Annotated in this window: 27 protein-coding genes, 1 pseudogene and 1 riboswitch; of the genes and pseudogenes, 20 read left to right on the top strand and 8 right to left on the bottom strand. The window is 65.2% G+C overall.

Going from position 1 to position 19,196, the window contains the following annotated elements:
• Window positions 1-8 precede the first annotated feature (8 nt).
• Window positions 9-248: pseudogene (locus XH87_RS23060) on the top strand (ATP-binding protein); the annotation flags it as partial.
• 59 nt (window positions 249-307) lie between these two features.
• On the opposite strand, the gene XH87_RS23055 reads toward XH87_RS23060, so the two are convergent.
• Window positions 308-523 (bottom strand): hypothetical protein, encoded by a 216-nt coding sequence (locus XH87_RS23055; RefSeq protein WP_158668115.1) that lies wholly within the window; start codon window positions 521-523, stop codon window positions 308-310.
• 229 nt (window positions 524-752) lie between these two features.
• Between XH87_RS23055 and XH87_RS23050 the strand changes: the two genes are divergently transcribed.
• The 6 genes from XH87_RS23050 to thiC all read left to right on the top strand — a co-directional run bounded on the left by XH87_RS23050 (window position 753) and on the right by thiC (window position 6,509).
• Window positions 753-1,295: a lytic transglycosylase domain-containing protein gene (locus tag XH87_RS23050; protein ID WP_158668114.1), complete on the top strand. Its 543-nt coding sequence runs from the start codon at window positions 753-755 to the stop codon at window positions 1,293-1,295.
• A gap of 192 nt (window positions 1,296-1,487) precedes the next feature.
• Window positions 1,488-1,616: riboswitch (TPP riboswitch) on the top strand.
• Window positions 1,604-2,629: an FAD-dependent oxidoreductase gene (locus tag XH87_RS23045; RefSeq protein ID WP_271589007.1), complete on the top strand. Its 1,026-nt coding sequence runs from the start codon at window positions 1,604-1,606 to the stop codon at window positions 2,627-2,629. Its footprint overlaps the riboswitch before it by 13 nt.
• Window positions 2,620-2,817, top strand: coding sequence for a sulfur carrier protein ThiS (gene thiS, locus XH87_RS23040; protein ID WP_271589006.1), 198 nt, complete (start codon window positions 2,620-2,622; stop codon window positions 2,815-2,817). Before XH87_RS23045 ends, thiS begins: the two co-directional genes overlap by 10 nt.
• 153 nt (window positions 2,818-2,970) lie before the next feature.
• The gene (locus tag XH87_RS23035) at window positions 2,971-3,753 is read left to right on the top strand and encodes a thiazole synthase (protein ID WP_271589005.1); all 783 of its coding nucleotides are present in this window, start codon (window positions 2,971-2,973) and stop codon (window positions 3,751-3,753) included.
• Window positions 3,740-4,348 (top strand): thiamine phosphate synthase, encoded by a 609-nt coding sequence (locus XH87_RS23030; protein ID WP_271589004.1) that lies wholly within the window; start codon window positions 3,740-3,742, stop codon window positions 4,346-4,348. Before XH87_RS23035 ends, XH87_RS23030 begins: the two co-directional genes overlap by 14 nt.
• Window positions 4,349-4,610: 262 nt before the next feature.
• Entirely contained in the window at window positions 4,611-6,509 is a 1,899-nt protein-coding gene (thiC, locus tag XH87_RS23025) for a phosphomethylpyrimidine synthase ThiC (protein ID WP_271589003.1), read from the top strand.
• A 90-nt stretch (window positions 6,510-6,599) separates the two neighbouring features.
• Here thiC and XH87_RS23020 read toward each other — a convergent pair whose 3' ends face one another.
• Window positions 6,600-7,085: a DUF4262 domain-containing protein gene (locus XH87_RS23020; RefSeq protein WP_271589002.1), complete on the bottom strand. Its 486-nt coding sequence runs from the start codon at window positions 7,083-7,085 to the stop codon at window positions 6,600-6,602.
• Window positions 7,086-7,438: 353 nt separating this feature from the next.
• Here XH87_RS23020 and XH87_RS23015 point away from each other — a divergent pair, with 353 nt between their 5' ends.
• From XH87_RS23015 to XH87_RS23000, 4 genes are all read left to right on the top strand, one after another.
• Window positions 7,439-7,720, top strand: a complete 282-nt coding sequence (locus XH87_RS23015) for a hypothetical protein (RefSeq protein WP_271589001.1) — start codon at window positions 7,439-7,441, stop codon at window positions 7,718-7,720.
• Between the two features lie 145 nt (window positions 7,721-7,865).
• Window positions 7,866-8,375, top strand: coding sequence for a mismatch-specific DNA-glycosylase (locus tag XH87_RS23010; RefSeq protein ID WP_442868293.1), 510 nt, complete (start codon window positions 7,866-7,868; stop codon window positions 8,373-8,375).
• Window positions 8,376-8,611: 236 nt separating this feature from the next.
• Window positions 8,612-9,268, top strand: a complete 657-nt coding sequence (locus XH87_RS23005; RefSeq protein WP_271588999.1) for a glutathione S-transferase family protein — start codon at window positions 8,612-8,614, stop codon at window positions 9,266-9,268.
• Between the two features lie 128 nt (window positions 9,269-9,396).
• Window positions 9,397-10,092, top strand: coding sequence for a glutathione S-transferase family protein (locus XH87_RS23000; protein ID WP_271588998.1), 696 nt, complete (start codon window positions 9,397-9,399; stop codon window positions 10,090-10,092).
• 153 nt (window positions 10,093-10,245) lie between these two features.
• On the opposite strand, the gene XH87_RS22995 is transcribed toward XH87_RS23000, so the two are convergent.
• Entirely contained in the window at window positions 10,246-10,680 is a 435-nt protein-coding gene (locus XH87_RS22995) for a hypothetical protein (protein WP_271588997.1), read from the bottom strand.
• Between the two features lie 504 nt (window positions 10,681-11,184).
• On the opposite strand from XH87_RS22995, the gene XH87_RS22990 reads away from it, so the two are divergent.
• The 3 genes from XH87_RS22990 (at window position 11,185) to XH87_RS22980 (ending at window position 12,442) form a co-directional block, all read left to right on the top strand.
• Complete coding sequence (locus XH87_RS22990) at window positions 11,185-11,568, top strand: RidA family protein (protein ID WP_271588996.1); 384 nt, start codon at window positions 11,185-11,187, stop codon at window positions 11,566-11,568.
• Window positions 11,569-11,730: 162 nt separating this feature from the next.
• Entirely contained in the window at window positions 11,731-11,991 is a 261-nt protein-coding gene (locus XH87_RS22985) for a hypothetical protein (RefSeq protein WP_035712518.1), read from the top strand.
• 199 nt (window positions 11,992-12,190) lie between these two features.
• Complete coding sequence (locus XH87_RS22980) at window positions 12,191-12,442, top strand: hypothetical protein (protein ID WP_271588995.1); 252 nt, start codon at window positions 12,191-12,193, stop codon at window positions 12,440-12,442.
• Between the two features lie 95 nt (window positions 12,443-12,537).
• On the opposite strand, the gene XH87_RS22975 is transcribed toward XH87_RS22980, so the two are convergent.
• Together XH87_RS22975 and XH87_RS22970 are read right to left on the bottom strand one after the other, a co-directional pair.
• Entirely contained in the window at window positions 12,538-13,092 is a 555-nt protein-coding gene (locus XH87_RS22975; protein ID WP_271589161.1) for an REP-associated tyrosine transposase, read from the bottom strand.
• Between the two features lie 60 nt (window positions 13,093-13,152).
• Complete coding sequence (locus XH87_RS22970) at window positions 13,153-13,638, bottom strand: J domain-containing protein (RefSeq protein ID WP_271588994.1); 486 nt, start codon at window positions 13,636-13,638, stop codon at window positions 13,153-13,155.
• Window positions 13,639-13,749: 111 nt separating this feature from the next.
• Here XH87_RS22970 and XH87_RS22965 point away from each other — a divergent pair, with 111 nt between their 5' ends.
• Window positions 13,750-14,517 (top strand): SDR family NAD(P)-dependent oxidoreductase, encoded by a 768-nt coding sequence (locus XH87_RS22965; RefSeq protein WP_035712525.1) that lies wholly within the window; start codon window positions 13,750-13,752, stop codon window positions 14,515-14,517.
• A gap of 353 nt (window positions 14,518-14,870) precedes the next feature.
• Complete coding sequence (locus XH87_RS22960) at window positions 14,871-15,119, top strand: helix-turn-helix domain-containing protein (RefSeq protein WP_035712527.1); 249 nt, start codon at window positions 14,871-14,873, stop codon at window positions 15,117-15,119.
• On the opposite strand, the gene XH87_RS22955 is transcribed toward XH87_RS22960, so the two are convergent.
• Complete coding sequence (locus XH87_RS22955) at window positions 15,116-15,397, bottom strand: hypothetical protein (RefSeq protein ID WP_035712529.1); 282 nt, start codon at window positions 15,395-15,397, stop codon at window positions 15,116-15,118. The two genes, XH87_RS22960 and XH87_RS22955, sit on opposite strands and share 4 nt — an antisense overlap.
• A 158-nt stretch (window positions 15,398-15,555) precedes the next feature.
• Between XH87_RS22955 and XH87_RS22950 the strand changes: the two genes are divergently transcribed.
• Window positions 15,556-16,071: a collagen-like protein gene (locus tag XH87_RS22950; protein WP_271588993.1), complete on the top strand. Its 516-nt coding sequence runs from the start codon at window positions 15,556-15,558 to the stop codon at window positions 16,069-16,071.
• A 52-nt stretch (window positions 16,072-16,123) separates the two neighbouring features.
• On the opposite strand, the gene XH87_RS22945 is transcribed toward XH87_RS22950, so the two are convergent.
• Both XH87_RS22945 and XH87_RS22940 read right to left on the bottom strand, forming a co-directional pair.
• Entirely contained in the window at window positions 16,124-16,339 is a 216-nt protein-coding gene (locus tag XH87_RS22945) for a hypothetical protein (protein ID WP_271588992.1), read from the bottom strand.
• A gap of 94 nt (window positions 16,340-16,433) precedes the next feature.
• Window positions 16,434-16,703 (bottom strand): DUF2277 domain-containing protein, encoded by a 270-nt coding sequence (locus XH87_RS22940; RefSeq protein WP_158672026.1) that lies wholly within the window; start codon window positions 16,701-16,703, stop codon window positions 16,434-16,436.
• Between the two features lie 129 nt (window positions 16,704-16,832).
• On the opposite strand from XH87_RS22940, the gene XH87_RS22935 reads away from it, so the two are divergent.
• The 3 genes from XH87_RS22935 to XH87_RS22925 all read left to right on the top strand — a co-directional run bounded on the left by XH87_RS22935 (window position 16,833) and on the right by XH87_RS22925 (window position 19,158).
• Complete coding sequence (locus XH87_RS22935; protein WP_271588991.1) at window positions 16,833-17,909, top strand: alpha/beta fold hydrolase; 1,077 nt, start codon at window positions 16,833-16,835, stop codon at window positions 17,907-17,909.
• Between the two features lie 133 nt (window positions 17,910-18,042).
• Window positions 18,043-18,384, top strand: coding sequence for a hypothetical protein (locus XH87_RS22930; RefSeq protein ID WP_035712560.1), 342 nt, complete (start codon window positions 18,043-18,045; stop codon window positions 18,382-18,384).
• 171 nt (window positions 18,385-18,555) lie between these two features.
• The gene (locus XH87_RS22925) at window positions 18,556-19,158 is read left to right on the top strand and encodes an MSMEG_1061 family FMN-dependent PPOX-type flavoprotein (RefSeq protein WP_035712535.1); all 603 of its coding nucleotides are present in this window, start codon (window positions 18,556-18,558) and stop codon (window positions 19,156-19,158) included.
• The last annotated feature ends 38 nt before the right edge of the window (window positions 19,159-19,196 follow it).

Below are 19,196 nucleotides of genomic sequence, written 5' to 3'. Positions count from 1 at the left end.
GTCTGGTCGTCGAGGATGACGGCCCCGGCATTTCGGATGCGCGCAAGCAGGAGATGCTGGAGCCGTTCGTGCGCGGCGACGACGCGCGCACCATGGACGAATCCACCGGCTTCGGGCTTGGTCTCTCGATCGCACGCGCGATCGCACTCGCCCATGGCGGCGAGCTGTCGCTGCACGACCGCGAGCCGCATGGCTTGATCGTGCGGATGCAGTTGCCGATCGGCCAGGCGCCGCGGCTCGCGGCTTAGGGCACTTGCTTCATCTCTCCCTATGGGGGAGGTGAAGAGATCGCGATCATCTCGAAGCCTCAGGCCGCGAGCGGCGGGTGCTCGATGGCCTCATGCGGGAAGATCGCCACCGCCTCGAAGCGATAATTGCAGGCGTGGCAGGTCCAGAGGTAGGAGACGCGTCCCTCGCCCGGCTCGATCCAATCGGGCTGCGCGATCGGCGTGCCGCACTGGGCGCAAGGGTTATGTCTCGGGATGTCGCCGGTGTGTGCAGTGACCAGGTTGGCTTTTGTCATGGCACCTCTCCCGATTTGCAGCGCTTGCGCACTCGCTTTCGCGGCTCCGCACGAATAGACAGGCGTGCTGTCGCGAGCGGGGGTCGTCCGCCCCGAAAGTTCGATTACGCCAGCTTTGAGTCGTAATGGCGGCACTGCGCCGCAAAAACGTCAGCGGCGTCGTTTGGTCACATCATCGCCGCGTTCACGTTGCCTAACAGCCGGGCGCAGGCCACTTAAGGGATATCTGATGAAAATTTTACGCGTTGTCGCGCTGCTCGCGGCCGGATTGACCTTGCCGCAGGCCGCATTCGCCGGCGAAGCCGAATACGCCGAGATGGTCGCAGCCCATGCCCGCGCCAACGGCGTGCCGGAGGCGCTGGTACATCGCGTCATCATGCGCGAAAGCCGCTATCAGCCACACCTCGTCGGCCGCGGCGGCACCATCGGGCTGATGCAGATCAAGCTCGCGACCGCCCGCGGGGTCGGCTACACCGGCGATGCCGCCGGCCTGCGCGATCCCAACACCAACCTTACTTATGCGGTCAAATACCTCGCCGGCGCCTATCGCGCCGCCAATGGCGATCATGCCCGAGCTGTGCGTTATTTCGCAGGCGGCTATTACTACGCTGCAAAGCGGCAGCGTCAGGAGCAGCAGCTGGGGATGGTGCAGCAGGCCGGCAACGAGACGTGGCTGGAGCCGAACGGCAATCCGCAGCCGATGTTCGGCGCGACGCCGCACAGGAAGCTGGCCCAGCGCGTCCGCAATGCGCGGGCGCAGGCGCTGAAGTAGTTTTCGTGTCCCGGGCAAGCTGCGGCGCAAAAGCGCCGTGGCGCTGAACCGGGACCCAGCGCTCCACGTGAAATGGGCCCCGGCTCTGCGACGCATCACGCCGCCAAGAGGCAGCGCGCTGCATCGCGTCCGGGGCACGGTCGGGTTCCCGGCAACACGCGTTGACCACCCCGCCCCGCTGGCATACATTAGACCCGTTCCGAGGGGTGCTCCGAGGAGGAGCTGAGATACCGCTAAATGGGCAATGACGCCCAGGACCGCGGTGACCCTTTGAACCTGATCCGGGTCATGCCGGCGAAGGGACAGGGATGTTGCAAACCACCAAGCGGCCGGATTCCCCGGTATCCATCATCGGCGCAGGCATTGCGGGAGCCTGGCAGGCCTTGCTGTTCGCGCAGGCCGGTCACGCCGTCACCTTGCACGAGCGCGGTGACGAGGCGATGACGGATGCCACCAGCCATTGGGCCGGCGGCATGCTCGCGCCCTATTGCGAGGCTGAGGTCGCAGAACCCATCATCAGCCGCCTGGGGCTGCGCTCGCTCGACATCTGGCGGCGCGAGCTGCCCGATACGCCCTTCAATGGCTCGCTCGTCGTCGCCCATCCGCGCGAGCGCAACGATTTCGAGCGCTTCGCGCGCATGACCGAAGATCACCGCCGGCTCGATGCCTCAGGCCTCGCCGAGCTCGAGCCGTCGCTCGAGGGCCGCTTCCGCGACGCGCTGTTCTTCCCGGCCGAGGGCCATGTCGAGCCGCGCCGCGTGCTGCCGAAGCTGCACGAGCGCATCCGTGCCGCCGGCGGCACCATCAAGTTTTGCAGCGACGTCACCGCTGGGGACCTCGCAAACCTCGATCCCAAAGGCATCGTGATCGACTGCCGCGGGCTTGGCGCCCGCGACGAGCAGGGCGAGCTTCGCGGCGTCAAGGGCGAGATGATCCTGATCGAGAGCCACGAGGTGCAGCTTGCGCGCCCGGTGCGGCTGATCCATCCGCGCTGGCCGCTCTATGTGATCCCGCGCGAGGCGGGCCTGTTCATGCTGGGCGCGACCTCGATCGAGGCGGAAGACACCGGCGTCAGCGTGCGCTCGGCGCTGGAGCTGCTGGGCGCGGCCTATACGGTGCATCCGGCGTTCGGCGAGGCGCGCATCGTCGAATTCGGCTCGGGCTTGCGGCCCGCCTATCCCGACAATCTGCCGCGCATCGGCATTCGCGATGGCAAGATCAGCGTCAACGGGCTCTATCGCCATGGCTTCCTGATCGCACCGGCGCTCGCCGAGCTGACGCTGGCCTATGTCCAGCGCGGCCAGATCGACAACGAGGTGATGCAATGCGCGTGATCGTCAACGGCGAGCAGCGCGAGGTGAATTCGGCCAGCGTTGGCGCGCTGCTCTCGGAGCTCGACTACGAGGGCACCCATTTCGCCATCGCGCTGAACTACGACGTCGTGCCGAAGAGCCGCTGGGCCGAGACCACGCTGAAGGCCGGCGACGAGATCGAGATCATCACGCCGCGGCAGGGAGGGTGATGGGGATGAAGGCATGCTCTCTGCACGCCGGCGACTGCATTGGCCCGTCATTCCGGGGCACGCGAAGCGTGAACCCGGAATCTCGCGCCACAACTTCGAGATTCCGGATCGGTCCGCGTTTCGCGGCCCGTCCGGAATGACGGGGAATTCAACATGGTGACCTTCTACGGCAAGACCTTCGCCTCCCGCCTGCTGATCGGCAGCGCGCTCTATCCCTCGCCCGCGATCATGCAGGCGGCGATCCGCGCCTCCGGCGCGAGCATCGTCACGGTGTCGCTGCGGCGCGAATCCGCGGGCGGCAAGACCGGCGACGCGTTCTGGAAGCTGATCCGCGAGCTCGACGTCGCCGTGCTGCCGAACACCGCCGGCTGCCGCAGCGTGCGCGAGGCGGTCACCACCGCCAAGCTCGCGCGCGAGCTGTTCGGCACCAGCTGGATCAAGCTCGAAGTCATAGCCGACAACGACACGCTGCAGCCCGACGTCGTCGGCCTCGTCGAAGCAGCAAGCATCCTGATCAAGGACGGATTTGAAGTGTTCCCCTATTGCACCGAGGATCTCTCGGTTGCGAACCGTCTCGTCGATACCGGCTGCAAGGTGGTGATGCCGTGGGCCGCCCCCATCGGCAGCGCGAAGGGCATCACCAACCGCGACGCCTTGAGGCTGCTGCGCGAGCGGCTGCCCGACATCACGCTGGTGGTCGATGCCGGCCTGGGGGCGCCCAGCCATGCGGCGCAGGCGCTGGAGCTCGGCTATGACGCCGTGCTGCTCAACACCGCGATCGCCAAGGCCGCCGATCCCGTCGCGATGGCCAACGCCTTCCGCCTCGGCTGTGATGCCGGCCGCACCGCTTACGAGGCCGGGCTGATGAACGCCCGCGACTTCGCCTCCCCCTCCACCCCTGTCGTTGGGACCCCGTTCTGGCATGCCGTATCCTGATCGATTTTATCCCGTCGTCGACAGCCTGGCCTGGGTCGAGCGCCTGACAAAGCTCGGCGTCGGCACCATCCAGCTGCGTACGAAGGAGCTCGACGACTCGCAGGCGCTGCAGATCGTCAGCGATGCGCTGGCGATCACCAAGGACACGCAGGCCAAGCTGGTCGTGAACGACTATTGGCGCGCGGCGATCGTGGCCGGCGCAGAATATCTGCATCTCGGCCAGGAGGATCTGGCCGAGGCCGACCTCAAGGCGATCCGCGAGGCCGGCCTCAAGCTCGGCATCTCAACCCATGACGATTCCGAGCTTGCCACCGCGCTGGCAGCCGAGCCCGACTACGTCGCGCTCGGCCCGATCTTCTTCACCACGCTGAAGTCGATGCGCTTCGAGCCGCAGGGCATTCCAAAAATCACGGAATGGAAGAAGCGCATCGGCACCATCCCGCTGGTCGCCATCGGCGGCATCAAGTTCGAGCACGCCGCGGAGATCTTTGCCGCCGGCGCCGATTCGATCGCGGTGGTCAGTGACGTCACCCAGAACGCCGATCCCGACGCGCGGGTGCGGCAATGGCTCGGCCTGTCCGCGGAGGCTGCGTGATGCACTCGGCGCTCTCACCCCACACTCGACTGTCATCGCCCGGCTTGACCGGGCGATCCAGTACGCCGCGGCCTATCCGCGTCTCACCACCGCCTCTGGAATACTGGATCCCCGCTTTCGCGGGGATGACGAGCACATTTCCACCAGCGTCATTCCGGGGCGCGCGCAAGCGCGAACCCGGAATCTCGCTCAATAACCTCGAGGTTCCGGATCGGACCACAATGCGGTCCGTCCGGAACGACGCCCCATAAAGGAGGATCCCATGAACATCCGCTCCAACCCGCAACAGACCGTTCCCGCCGTCACCACCGGCCCCCTTCCCTCCTCGCGCAAGATCTTCGCCTCGCCCGACGCCGCGCCCGACCTGCGCGTGCCCCTGCGCGAGATCATCCTGTCCGAAGGCGCCGGCGAGCCCAACCTGCCGGTCTACGACACCTCGGGCCCCTATACCGATCCAAGCGTCACCATCGACGTCAACGCCGGCCTCCCCCGCAACCGCAAGCAATGGGTGCTGGAGCGCGGCGGCGTCGAGGAATATGAGGGCCGGCAGATCAAGCCGGAGGACAACGGCAGCGTCTCCACCGACAAGGCCGCGCGCGCCTTCTCGGCCTATCACAAGCCTTTGCGCGGCCTCGACGGCCACAAGATCACGCAGCTCGAATTCGCCCGCGCCGGCATCGTCACCAAGGAGATGATCTATGTCGCCGCGCGCGAGAATCTTGGCCGGAAGGCACAGCTCGAGCGCGCCGAAGCCGCCCTTGCCGACGGCGAGAGCTTCGGCGCCTCCGTGCCCGCCTTCATCACGCCGGAGTTCGTGCGCGACGAGATCGCCCGCGGCCGAGCCATCATCCCCTCCAACATCAACCACAGCGAGCTCGAGCCGATGATCATCGGCCGCAACTTCCTGACCAAGATCAACGCCAATATCGGCAACTCCGCGGTGACCTCGTCGGTCGAGGAGGAGGTCGAGAAGATGGTGTGGGCGATCCGCTGGGGCGCCGACACCGTGATGGACCTCTCGACGGGCCGCAACATCCACACCACGCGCGAATGGATCTTGCGCAATTCGCCGGTGCCGATCGGCACCGTTCCGATTTATCAGGCGCTGGAGAAGTGCAACGGCGATCCGGTGCAGCTGACCTGGGAGCTCTACAAGGACACCTTGATCGAGCAGTGCGAGCAGGGCGTCGACTATTTCACCATCCACGCCGGCGTGCGCCTGCAATACATCCACCTCACCGCCAACCGCGTCACCGGCATCGTCTCCAGAGGCGGCTCGATCATGGCGAAGTGGTGCCTGGCGCATCACAAGGAGAGCTTCCTCTATACGCATTTCGACGAGATCTGCGACCTCATGCGCAAATATGACGTCTCGTTCTCGCTCGGCGACGGCCTGCGCCCCGGCTCGATCGCCGACGCCAACGACCGCGCCCAGTTCGCCGAACTCGAAACGCTCGGCGAGCTGACCAAGATCGCGTGGGACAAGGGCTGCCAGGTCATGATCGAAGGCCCCGGCCACGTGCCGATGCACAAGATCAAGATCAACATGGACAAGCAGCTCAAGGAGTGCGGCGAGGCGCCGTTCTACACGCTCGGGCCGCTGACCACCGACATCGCGCCGGGCTACGACCACATCACCTCGGGCATCGGCGCGGCCATGATCGGCTGGTTCGGCTGCGCCATGCTCTGCTACGTCACGCCGAAGGAGCATCTCGGCCTGCCCGACCGCAACGACGTCAAGACCGGCGTCATCACCTACAAGATCGCCGCCCACGCCGCCGACCTCGCCAAGGGCCACCCCGCCGCGCAACTGCGGGACGACGCCCTCTCCCGCGCGCGGTTCGACTTCCGCTGGACCGACCAGTTCAACCTCGGCCTCGATCCGGAGACCGCGAAGAACTTCCACGACGAGACCCTGCCGAAGGAAGCCCACAAGGTCGCGCACTTCTGCTCGATGTGCGGCCCGAAATTCTGCTCGATGAAGATCACGCAGGACGTGCGGGATTACGCGGCGACGCTGAACGATCCGAACAGCGTGGGGATGTCGATGAGCGGCACGGCCGAGGACGGCATGGCCAAGATGAGCGCGAAGTTCAAGGAGATGGGCTCAAGCGTCTATCTGGATGCGGAGAAGGTGAAGGAGAGTAATCGGGTGCTGTGAGCGCCCTTCGGGTTGCCAAGCTGACCCGAGCAACTATCCAGGAATGAAAGCCGGGCAACTTGCCCGGCTTTTTTTTGCAAGAGCGTCGCTTCAAGAAATCGCTTCCTTCAACAACGGCTGATCCTCTTTGACGGCGAGCGAGCATTCCGCTTCCCAAGGGAAGCGCCGATTGACGTCCTGCCAGATGACCTGCAGGCAAGGGAACGCAAGCCGCGATCTCCAGTAGAACCAGATCGCCGTGCCGAGATACTCGGGGTAGGCCCCGAACGGCACCTGCCAGAAGCCGAGCTTGTAGCCGTTCTCCAACAAATCATCGGAGATATCACCATCGACGAATTTTTGACCGGATGCCACGCGGTCGCGGATAAGGTTGATGACGGCTTGCGCGTTTTCGGAGTTCTGGCCGAAGATGACGAGTTCGGGGTGGCCATAGTTCAGAAACAGGCCGATTGAAAATGCAAACGTCGGATTGGCGCCGGGGATGCCGACGATATGGCAACCGTGGTCCCGGACATTACGCAAAATGAGCTTGTCGGCTTCGTGCTTGGGCTCGGGCCACTCGAACTGATCTTGCATTTTCACCCCAGATGAAACAAGCGTAGCCCGGATGAGCGTAGCGACATCCGGGGTCTTTGTCGCCCCGCATTCGCGATCCATGAGGCTGGGATCACGCGCGGCGCTGTCAGTTCGTAGGGTGGGTTAGCCTTGCGGCTGCGCGAAGCGCAGTCCGCGGGGCGTAACCCACCGCTTCTGTCGCCGCGAATGCTGAAGAGGTGGGCTACGCCTTGCGTCATCGATTGTCGAACGAGTGAGTTCTTGAGCGGCTAACCCACCCTACGAGACCTCCTGCTCTCGCTCGACATCGGCTTCACCGATCTCTCCAAGACGGGCGCCTCGACAAAAGCCTCCTCCGCACCTATCCTGATGGCATGAATATCATTCGTCGCACGCTGGATATCGACACCGACGCGCGATTGCGCGAGATGGCCGACGAGCGCGGGCAGGATGTCGCCGCCGTGCCCGCGGAGGCCGTGGCACTGCTCGATTCCGTGGTCGATATCGCAGGCCCCGACATTGCCGAGGATCGCCGGCGGCTGGATGATTTTCGAAGGAGCGACGCCGCCGTGCCGCTCAATGAGGCAAAGGACTGGGCCGCGAGCTGGGGGTCGGCGCAGGAGCTGCCGCGGCCGGTGGCGCGCAGGATCGGATGATGCCGGTTTCGTCCGACGCCGTCGAGGACGTCGAGCGATTGCGCCTTTTCCTCGATCAATCTAGGCAACGTAGCCCGGATGAGCGCAGCGACATCCGAGACCTTTGTCGCTTCGCTCATGCGGGCTACGGCTGCGAGTGACTAACGTGCAGCCCCACCGCCTCCCCGACCAGCTCCGTCCCAATCTCCGCCTCGTCTTCGTCGGCACCGCCGCCTCGACGCGCTCGGCGGAGCTTGGGCACTACTACGCCCATCCCGGCAACCGCTTCTGGCGCGCGATCCATGAGGCCGGGATCACGCCGCGGCGGTATCAGCCGGGCGAGTTCGCGGCGCTGATCGACCTCGGGATCGGCTTCACCGATCTCTCCAAGACGGGCGCCGGGATGGATCACCAGATCGCGGCGGAGACGATCGATGTGCCGGGGTTCAGGGCGAAGATCGAAAAGTACCGGCCGCGGACGATTGCGTTCACGAGCAAGAAAGCGGCGAGCCTGTTTTGCGGCAGGCCGTCAGCTGCGATTGCGCTCGGGCGGCAGCTGCGCGATGCAAGCTGGCCGGAGACGTTCGTACTGCCCTCGCCCTCGGGTGCTGCATCGGGGCATTGGACGATCGAGCCGTGGCGCGAGCTGGCGGCGTGGATTGGTCGCGCCCGCTGAACGGCTGCTGCCGGATTGCATCTGCTCTCGTGTCCCGGGCAAGCGTAGCGCAGACCCGGGACCCAGAAGCTCCGGCACGCGTTCGTCATGGGCCCCGGCTCTGCAGCGCATCACGCCGCAAGTGGCGGCGCGCTGCACTGCGTCCGGGGCACGCCATCACCGATATTTCGCACACAGCCTGTCGGAAAACCGCATCCGTCGTTCGTCCTCTGCAAACGATCACCCCGGAGCCCCCCATGCCCACCATCACCGCCTTCGAAAACTCGCCCGACCGCGGCAAGGGCCACGCGCGCGACATGCGGGTGCGCTGGGCGCTGGAGGAGGTCGGCCAGCCTTACGACGTTCGCCTCGTCTCGTTCGCCGTAATGAAAGAGCCCGCGCATAGTGCGCTGCATCCGTTCGGGCAGATTCCGACCTACGAGGATGGCGACCTCGCCCTGTTCGAATCCGGCGCGATCGTGCTCCACATCGCCGAGCGCCATGATGGCTTGCTGCCGAAGGACACCAACGCGCGCGCCCGCGCGATCGCATGGATGTTCGCCGCGCTCAGCACGGTGGAGCCGCCGATCGTCGAGCTCACCATGTCGATGCTGTTCGAGCGCGACAGGAGCTGGTACGCCGAGCGCCTGCCCAGCTTGCAGGAGCGCGTCCGCATCAGGCTCGGCGAATTGTCCCGCCGCCTCGGCAAAGCCGACTGGCTCGACGGCGCCTTCAGCGCCGGCGATCTCATGATGGTGACGGTGCTGCGGCGGCTGAACACGTCAGGCCTGCTCGACGAATACCCTGACATCGCCACCTATGTCGCCCGCGGCGAAGCGCGGCCGGCGTTCGGGCGCGCGTTCGCGGCACAATTGGCGGTGTTCACCGCTGCGTCGCGTTCGCAGCCCGGATGAGCGCAAGCGATATCCGGGGCTAGCAGCCGACCCGCATCTCGCTTCCGCTCATGCGGCCACGGGGCCGCCATTGCTTCCACCGGCGCACCCCTGCATGCTGTCCCCGCCACACAGAGGAGCCGCCGCCGATGCTGACCCTCTATTCCTACCCGGAACTGTTCGGCGTCGCCGACAACAACGGCTACGGCCTCAAGGTCTACGCCTTCTTCAAGCTCGCCGGCGTGCCGTTCGTGCATGAGCACGTCTTCGACGCTTCCGCCGCGCCGCGCGGGCAGCTGCCTTACGTCGTCGACGACGGCGAGACCATCGGCGACAGCGAGACCATCATCGCGCATGCGATCGCGAAATATGGACTCACCATCGATGCCTCGCTCTCACCGGAACAGCGGCGCACCAATCATCTCGTCACGCGCATGCTCGATGATCTCTACTGGGTGATGTCCTATTCGCGCTGGAAGGACGAGCGCTATTATCCGGCGTTCCGCGACGGCTTCATCGCGCAGCATCCGCAGATCGATGCGGAAGGGTTCGAGAAGGCGAAGGCGTTCAACGCGCAGCGCTATCATTACCAGGGCATCGGCCGCTACACGCCCGAGCAGGCCTACGCGCGGGGGCTTGCCGATCTGGAGGTGCTGGCCGGGATCGTGCCGGCTGCCGGCTACGTGCATGGCGCGGCGCCGACCAGCATCGATGCCGGCATCTACGGCTTCGTCGCCAACATCCACTACTTTCCGATCCCGACGCCGCTGAAGGCCTTCGTCGACGCGCACGCGAATCTCGTCGCGCATTCCGTGCGGATGCATGCGATGGTGACGGAGACGTAGTCGTAGGGTGGGTTCGCGCAGCGGCGGCGCGAAGCGCAGTCCGCTGCGCGTAACCCACCACTTCTGTCACCGCGGAAATCAAGGAGGTGGGTTACGCCCCGCAGATGCGCTGCGCACATCCGCGAGGCTAACGCACCCTATGGCACCGTGCCCCTATCGCATCGTGATCGCGAGACCGCTGAGATCCGCGTTCGCCATCAAGCCGACCTGGTGTCCGGTCAGCTCCAGCACCGCGCCCTTCTGGTTGGTCAGCACGATGGCGCGGGCGCCGCGGCCGACCGCAAGGCCGGCACCGGCGGCGCCGTAGACGCCGGCAACGTCCGAGGGGCGGTTGATGTTGGAGACGCGGCCGCGCAGCACGGTCTTCGAGCCGCCGAACACGAGGCCGTAGTCGAGCCCGCCGGTCGAGAGCGCATAGGAGCGGCCGCGGAAGTTGAGCACGCCGCTCCCGCCCGAGCCGCCGATGATCCAGCCCGCCTTGTAGATCGTCAGCGTCACGAAGCCGCTGTCGGCCCGCGCCGCGGTCGAGAGGCCGGCCAAGGCGGCGATGGCGATCAGCGCGGCGCGGAAGGTGGATGCGAGCTTCATGGTTGTCTCCGGGGGCTATTTTTCTGGTGGGATCGAATCAGACGAAGCGAATCTACCCGATGGATCGGGGCCGCAACATGATGAGGCAGGCTGCGCACTCGGAAAGCCCTCATTCCGGCGTCATTGCGAGCCACCGGGTCCGCGCGAAGCGCGGCCCGATGACAGGCTCCGCGAAGCAATCCAGAATCTCTCCGCGGAGCCAGCCTGGATTGCTTCGTCGCAAGAGCTCCTCGCAATGACGGGCAGATGGCCCGTTCTCTCACAGCGTTCGGGCTGCGCGTGGCGAGAGGCGAAGCACTGCGCACTGACTGTGGCCATCATGCCATTCTGCCCCTGTTTTGCCCGACGGAGTAAGTGGATATTTCGTCTTTCCAGAATTCTGAAAAGCCCAACGATTTCCGCCTCATGCCTACTGTGCATGGGGTTGTTTTCGCATTTTTTGGTTTGATTGCCCCTCGCCTGCCGCTACGCTTCTGGCGTCAACGACCGTCCCGAGGTGATCCCATGCCGATCCAGCATTTCGCGCCACCGCCGCACGTCAAGGCGCCGCCGCTGTCGTTTGCCACCCGCGTTGGCGATCTCCTGTTTGTCTCCGGCATTCCCGGCTTCGATGCCAATGGTGCGCTGCCCGACGGGTTCGAGGCCCAGTTCGCCAATGTCGTCGTCAACATCAGGCGCGTGCTGGGCGAGGCCGGCGCCGGCATGCGCGACCTCGTCAAGGTCAACGTGCTCCTGACCCGCGCCTCGGACGTTGCCGCCATGAACGCGCTCTATGCCGGCGCCTTCGGCCCGCCGCCCTATCCTGCGCGCACGACTTGCGTGGTGCATGCGCTGCCCGATCCGAAGATGCTGATCGAGATCGAGGCGGTGGCGTCGCTGGCGAGGTGAGCGGCTCCGCGTGTGGCTCGTCGGGCACGCGGCCGAACCAAATGCTCAGGGAACAGCTGACATGTCCGTGAATGGCCGCTCCCCGGCTTGCAAAGGACCTGCTTTTACCGCACGAATTTTCGGATCCTGCTTCCCCCAACATCCCCCACAAGGAGATATTTTATGCGTCGCGTTCTCGCGCTCTGTGCCGTTGCCGGCATCGCTTCGTCCGTGTTCGCCGTGCCGGCCTCGGCGGCGGTCGGCTATTACGTGATCCGCTGGGACAACACCGGCATCTGCCAGGTCTGGAACGAGGACCTCAAGTACAAGCCGTTCCAAATCGGCGCGTCGACCTACAAGGTCGTCAGCAAGCCGCTCCCGACCTTCCAGGAGGCGTCCGACCTCCAGATCAAGATGCGCGCCGAGCGCCGCTGCACACTCTGAACTCGACGCGACGGATCGCGTTCGAAGGGCGGGTCGCGCGAGCGATCCGCCTTTTCCATTTCCCGCGCGCCCGCTTTGAACCTGACCGGCCGGCGGAACTACTCACATCTTGTCCGGGGCGCCGCCCACGAGCGTCCCGCACCACCCCTCCCCGCATTGTCGGGAGGCGCATCCCATCTTTCATTTTGAGGAACTGATCATGCGTCGTATTTCCATGCTCTGCGCTGCCGCGAGCCTTGCCGTCACCGCGTTCGTCGCAGCCAACCCTGCCGAGGCCAGCTATCACCTGATCCGCTGGCAGGACACCGGCTTCTGCCAGATCTGGGACGAGAGCATCCCGACCACGCCGTGGCCCTCCGACTATGCCCGCGTCAGCGCGACCGTGCCGACCTTCGTCGACGCCCTCGTGCTGAAGGACGCCGCGCTGAAGAACGGTCATTGCACCTGGTAAGATTTCGGTCGGCGGACGAAGAGCCGGGCAAGGCCGCCAGAGTCCTTGCCCGGCTCCCGTAGCCCGGATGAGCGAAGCGATATCCGGGAGCCGGCCTATCCTCGCAGTCGGCCCTCCTCAGCACGCTCACCGAATGCATCCCCGCTTCCTCCGACCTCACCGGCCCAATCCTCCGGCAGCAATCCCGCCCGCACGTAGCGGTGGAAGGACGAATGCGGCCAATCACCAACACGGCGAACGTAACCGTGCTTGACAGGGTTGAAGTGAACGTAGTCGACATGACGTGCGAAGTCGTCTTCGTCGCGGATCGTGTGCTCCCAGTATCGCCGCTGCCATAGCGCCAATTCTCCGTTGGAGTGGCGGGCTATGTCGACACCTGCATGAAGCAGAGCAGTGCTGAAGTGCCCCTTGATCCGGCGCCAGCGTCCTGCAAAGTCAGCGTCGTCCGGCGGAAGTTTCATGACCGCATGCAGATGATCCGGAAGGATCACGATAGTGTCGATCTCGAACGGACGCTCCTTGCGAGCAGTTCGGAAGGCGCTGCGCAGAGAGCCGATGTTGTCAGTGAGGACGCTTGACCGACGGTCGAAAAGCGTCACCGTAAAGAAATAAGTGCCGCCGGAAAGAAAATTTCTGCGGTACAGAACCATGGCGAGACCTGACCCGGATATCGCTTCGCTCATCCAGGCTACAGTCTAGCACACTGATGCTCACGCGTCCTTGTGGGCGCCGGGATGGATCAGCAGATCGCGCGCGGCGGCGAGGTCGATGAAGCCTTGCGCGCTGCCGCCTCGGTCGGGATGCATGCCCTTGGCGGCGCGGCGATAGGCCTGGTTGATGTCCTCGCAGGTGAGTTGCACCGCGAGCGGCAGGCCGAGCACCTTGCGGGCGCGCTCCTCGCTCGACAGCTGTTTCGGCATGGCGTTGCGGCGGCCGAAGCGCGGCGCGGACAGATCGTGGACGACCTCGAGCACCACACCGAGACGACGCTGGGCCGCCAGCGCCACGCCGTGATCGTCATTGTCCGCGGCCTGGCGCAGCACCGGAAGCGCCTGCTCGGCGGCCTGGCGCAGCGTGACGTCGCTGCTCATCCGCACGATCTCGGCCACGAGGCGGCCCGCCTCGGCCCAATCGGGCGCGTGCGCCGACCGCAGGCGTTCGAGAGCGAGTTTCCAGGAGTCGAGCCGTTCCATCATGCGCGCAACGTTTAGCAATCAAGATCAGTATGCCAAGGCCGCCGTTTCCGGCCCCTTAATTTCGAGTTAGCTTTTCGTGAAACTTCGAAAGGAAATCGGGAGGAATATGTCATGGCATTGCTCGCAAACCACATCGCCGTCGTCACGGGTGCCGGCTCCGGCATCGGCCGGGCGATCGCCGCCGGCTATGCGCGGGAGGGCGCGCGGGTCGTGCTGCTCGACGTCAATGCCGAGACGGTGGCGGAGGCGGCGCAGGAGATCCGGCAGGCGGGCGGCAAGGCCGAGAGCTTTCCGCTCGACGTTGTCAGGCGCGAGGACTGCTTTGCCCTGGCGAAGCAGGTTGCGGACAGGGTCGGGCAGGTCTCGATCCTCGTCAACAATGCCGGCATCACCCGCCGCAACGCCTTCACCGCCGAGACCGAGACGGTGGCGAAGGACTGGAACGACATCATCTCGCTCAACCTCAACGGCGTCTTCAACGTGACGCAGGCGTTCCTCGCGCCCTTGCGCGCGAGCAAGGGCCGCATCGTCAATATCGGCTCGATCCAGTCCTTCGTGCATCTGCGCACGCCGAGCTCGGCGGCCTACACCACCTCGAAACACGGCGTGCTCGGCTTCACCAAGGCGCTCGCGGTCGAGCTCGGCAAGGAAGGCGTGCGCGTCAACGCGATCGGGCCGGGCTTCATCGAGACCAACATCAACGCCAATGTGCGCGCGACCAATCCGGCGCTGGTGCAGGCCTTCGTCGATCACACCCCGCTGGCGCGCACCGGCAAGCCCGAGGACATCGTAGGCCCCGCGGTCTTCCTGGCATCGGACCTGTCGGCCTATGTCACCGGAACCATCGTGATGGTGGACGGCGGGTACCGGACGGTGTGAGGGAGAACGCTTTCACCACATGCACGGTGTCATCACCCGCCTTGTGCGCAATTGCGCACTGGAGCGGGTGATCCCGTATTCCAGAGACGCCAAACATCCCACGAGGGGCCGCGGCGTACTTCGTCCGCTTCCGCGGACGATGACACCGTACTTGCCGCGCGAGATAGGCCCGCATCACGATGCATCCTGCGCCAATCGCGGCGGGTTCGCGGCATTCCTGGGGTCAATTGGTGCGTTCGCTCCCGATTAACCCTTCGTTAACCAAACAGGACCACCGTGGAATTACGGCTTGGGGTTGTTGGTTCTCGATCGCTTCCATTGACGGAAGCGGGCGTTGATCGGGAGGTGTGTTGATGACCACAGTTCATGTCGCTGCGTCCGGGCCGGGCGCGCAATTCCTTGCTCCCAACCAGATCGTTCCGCTTCTGATCGGCGCCACGGTCGACGAGGTCGAGCGTGAGCTCGTGCTCCAGACGCTCGCACGCTGCGACGGCAATCGCACGCGCGCAGCGCGCGTGCTCGGCCTGTCGGTGCGCACGCTGCGCAACAAGATCAGGCTTTATGCCGCCTCCGGCATCGACGTGCCTGCCTATCAGGACTAGCGGGGACATCGGTCCGCCCGCGACGACGCGTTGCGCGACAGGCGGCGCAGCTCGTGCCGCAGATACGCGCCGGCGATGACCGCAAACGCGATCGTCGCGACCGAGGCGGCGATCAGTTCGATCGCGCGGAGGAAGAAGGCGGTCATGACGGCCCATAACGGTTGCGGCTCTTCGGCGAATGCGACCGGCGCGATGTCCGGCACCAGCAGGTGAGCGAGGCCGAGCGAGGCCACGAGAATGGCAGCGAACAGGCAAAAGACTTTCCACGCTGCGCGCATCGGTCGCTCCTCGCAAGCGGTGTGGCCGTGCGCGATCGATGACACGGCGGTTCGTGCAGCCGATTGATGTTGATCAAGCCCGGCGCAATGCGCGGGCAGAATTGCTGCTGTCGTCAAACGACGCTAAGTAGCTTGCTTCCGGTCAAGGGAGCAGTGGCGTGGCAGACGATCAGGGACGGCGGCAGGGACCTCAAGGTCCGCGCGGGCGGCAAGGCGAGCCGGGACGGCCGGGGCCGCAGGGTCATCCGGGCCGGCGCGGCCCCGACGGGGCGCGCGGCAAGCCGGGGCCGCAGGGCAAGCCGGGGCCGATCGGAAAGGCAGGCCTGCCTGGCAAGCAGGGTGCGCAAGGCAAGCAGGGCGAAGCCGGCCCACGCGGCGCAACCGGCGCCCCGGGAGCTGTTGGACCGCAAGGCCCGGCGGGACCACAAGGCCCGCGGGGCGAGCCGGGCCCAGCCGGCCAATTGCCGTCGATCGAGCAGGTGCTGCCGTGGCTCGACCAGCTCTTCGACGCCTGGGACGAACGCCGCCGCCAGCGCGAGCGCGAGGCCGCCGAGCGCGAGGCGCTCGAGGCCGCCGTCCAGGAGCCGGACGAGCCAATCGTCGATGACGAGAGCGATGGCGACGACGACCACAAGAAGAAAAAGAAAAAGAAGAAGCACGGCGACAAGGCCTAACTGGAGCGCGATGACGATTGCTCCTCATCGCATCGCGCTTTGGCAGACGAGTCTATTTCGGCAGATCCTCGCGTCGCGGCAACATGCCCATGCGCTCGAACTGCCAGCGCATGGCGCGATACCAGAGATAGCCGACCGCCGCGCCGCACAGGGCGAGGATGACCATGTTCGCGTGCGAGAACGAGCCGCTCCACCACATCATCCACGCCGTCCATAACAGCGTGAAGATGATGGCACCTGCTTTCAGAGGAAGAAGGGGGCGGCTCATGGTCGTGCTCCGGGCGATCAAAACCCCGGCCGACACCATCGCAAGCTGAGGCAGCAGATACCGTGAGCCAGATCACGGAGCGCGTTGTCCGAGCTCACGAACCGAAGCGCAGCCGCGAGCGCTCTTTCGCCTTTTCCGCCTCGACCTCACGGTCGCGCGCCGGCGCATGGGTATGCAGTGACGTCAGGAGTTTTCGTGCGGCCTCCGCGACCTCGGCCACCGCGCGCTCGAACGCCGCCTCGTTGGCCTGCGACGGCTTGTTGAAACCGGACAGTTTTCGCACGAACTGCAGCGCGCTGGCGTGGATCTCGTCCTCCGTCGCCGGCGGCTCGAAGTTGAACAGCGTCTTGATGTTGCGGCACATGCAAGGGGTCTCCGGGTGTTTTCCTCGAGGACGATCGGCGGCGACGAAATCCTACATCCTGCCCCGCACTTCTGTTAAGTTCTGCCGCAACGCGGCCGCCGACCATGAGCCGCAACGGGGGAAATGACCATGAGAGCTTCTTGCGCGGCGCTGTCGGCCATCCTGCTGTCCCTGTCGACGCTGGCCATCTCCACGCCGGTATTGTCCGCCGATTACCCGGCCCCGAAACAGGGCGACTGGATCGCCAGGGATTTCAAGTTCCACACCGGAGAGACCATGCCGGAGCTGAAGCTGCACTACACCACCGTTGGCGAGCCGACCGGCCAACCGGTGCTGGTGCTGCACGGCACCGGCGGCTCGGGCGCAAGCATGCTGTCGCCGGCCTTCGCGGGCGAACTGTTCGGCGCGGGCCAGCCGCTCGACGCGTCCAAGTATTACATCATCATCCCCGATGCGATCGGCCACGGCAAATCCTCCAAACCGTCCGACGGCATGAAGACCAGCTTCCCGAAATACAACTACGACGACATGGTCGAGGCGCAGCATCGCCTCGTGAAGGAAGGCCTCGGCGTCAAGCATCTGCGGCTCGTGATCGGCAATTCGATGGGCGGCATGCAAACCTGGCTGTGGGGCGAGAAATATCCGAACGAGATGGACGCGCTGGTGCCGATGGCCTCGCAGCCGACCGAGATGGCCTCGCGCAACTGGATGATGCGGCGCATCATGCTCGACACCATCCGCAGCGATCCCGACTATCATGGCGGCAACTACACCAGCCAGCCGCGCATGATGAAATACGCCATCACCGCCTATGGTATCGCCAGCATCGGCGGCACGCTCGCCTATCAGCAGCAGGCGCCGACGGCGGCCAAGGCCGACAAGGTCGTCGACGAGCGGCTGGCGACGCCGATCACCGCCGATGCCAACGACTTCGTCTATCAGTGGGAGTCCTCGCACGACTACAATGCCGGCGAAAAGCTGGAGCAGATCGAGGCATCGCTGCTGTTGATCAATTCCGCCGACGACGAGCGCAATCCGCCCGAGACCGGCATCACGGACGCGGCGATGAAGCGGGTCAGGAACGGCAAGCTGTATCTCATCCCGGCGAGCACCGAGACCCGCGGCCACGGCACCACCAGCAATGCAAGGTTCTACAGCGAGCAGGTCAGGCAGTTGCTGCAGACCGCGCCTCAGCGGTCGATGTAAGCGCACGACCACTCATATCGCAACGCATCATATGCGGCGCCGTCCGGGCCGCATATTATTTGAGCATGCAATGCGCTGACGGCTCGGGCTTAATCGGGTCAACGATACGAATCGAAACGCGATGGAGGATCGCATGCACAGGCTCGCACTGTGCGTTTGGCTGGCGCTGACGAGTACCGCATTCGCATTCGACAACGGGCAATATGATCACGTCCCGCCCGACATCCGCGCCTGGTTCAAGAGCGTGATCGCGCCGAACGGCGTGCCCTGCTGCGACATCTCCGACGGCCATCGCACCGACTACGACGTGCGCCGCGGCGCCTATTGGGTGCCGATCGAGGGACAATGGATGGAGGTGCCCGAACGCGCGATCATCCGCGACCGCGGCAATCCGGTCGGGCAGGCCGTGGTGTGGTACGTCCACCACCGCGGCGCCATCATCATCAGCTGCTTCGTGCCGGCGGATGCGGTCTAAAGCGCGATGCGATTAGGATGAATCGTCATCGCGCTTTAGGTTGTTGTTGAGCATGATCTTTTCGGAAAACCGCTACGCACTTTTCCGGATCATGCTTCAGCATCATGGATTTCGTTGGCGGGCACGGCCTGATCGGGTAATTTGGCGCCGAGCTGATGCGGAGGCACGCCGTTGACCGATCTTTGCGCCGAAGACCTCGCCACCATTTATGCCAAGCCGAGCCCGCGCGTGATCGCGAAGGCCCGGCCCGCGATCGATGCGCATGCGAAGAAATTCATCGAGATGTCGCCATTCTGCGTGCTTGCGACGTCGGGCGCGGACGGCAGCGTCGATGCTTCGCCGCGTGGCGGCGGCATCGGCTTCGTCCACGTCGCCGGTCCCAACCAGCTATTGATGCCTGACCGCTCCGGCAACAACCGGATCGACAGTTTTCGTAACGTCGTCGAAGGCTCGGGCTTCGTGCACCTGTTGTTCTTCGTCCCCGGCATCGACGAGACGCTACGCGTCGGCGGCCGCGGCACGCTGTCGGCCGATCCGGATCTGCTCGCCGCGATGGTGGAATTCGGCAAACCGCCGCGCGCGGTGCTGAACGTCGCCGTCAGCGAGGTCTATTTCCATTGCGGCAAGGCCCTGATGCGCTCGAAGCTCTGGTCGTCGGAAAAGGTGCAGCGCTCGGTGATGCCAAGCATCGTCACGGTCATTCACGACCAGACCGGCCTCGGCGAACCGGCGAGCCAGGAGACCGTGGAAGAGCTCTACAAGACGCAGTTGTAGCTGTGGCTGCGGCAGTTGCTGGCGCGGCAATCACGCTG

Origin of the sequence: Bradyrhizobium sp. CCBAU 53415, assembly GCF_028128735.1 — a bacterium.
Classification (GTDB): domain Bacteria; phylum Pseudomonadota; class Alphaproteobacteria; order Rhizobiales; family Xanthobacteraceae; genus Bradyrhizobium.
This window is presented reverse-complemented; position numbering and strand designations above follow the sequence as displayed.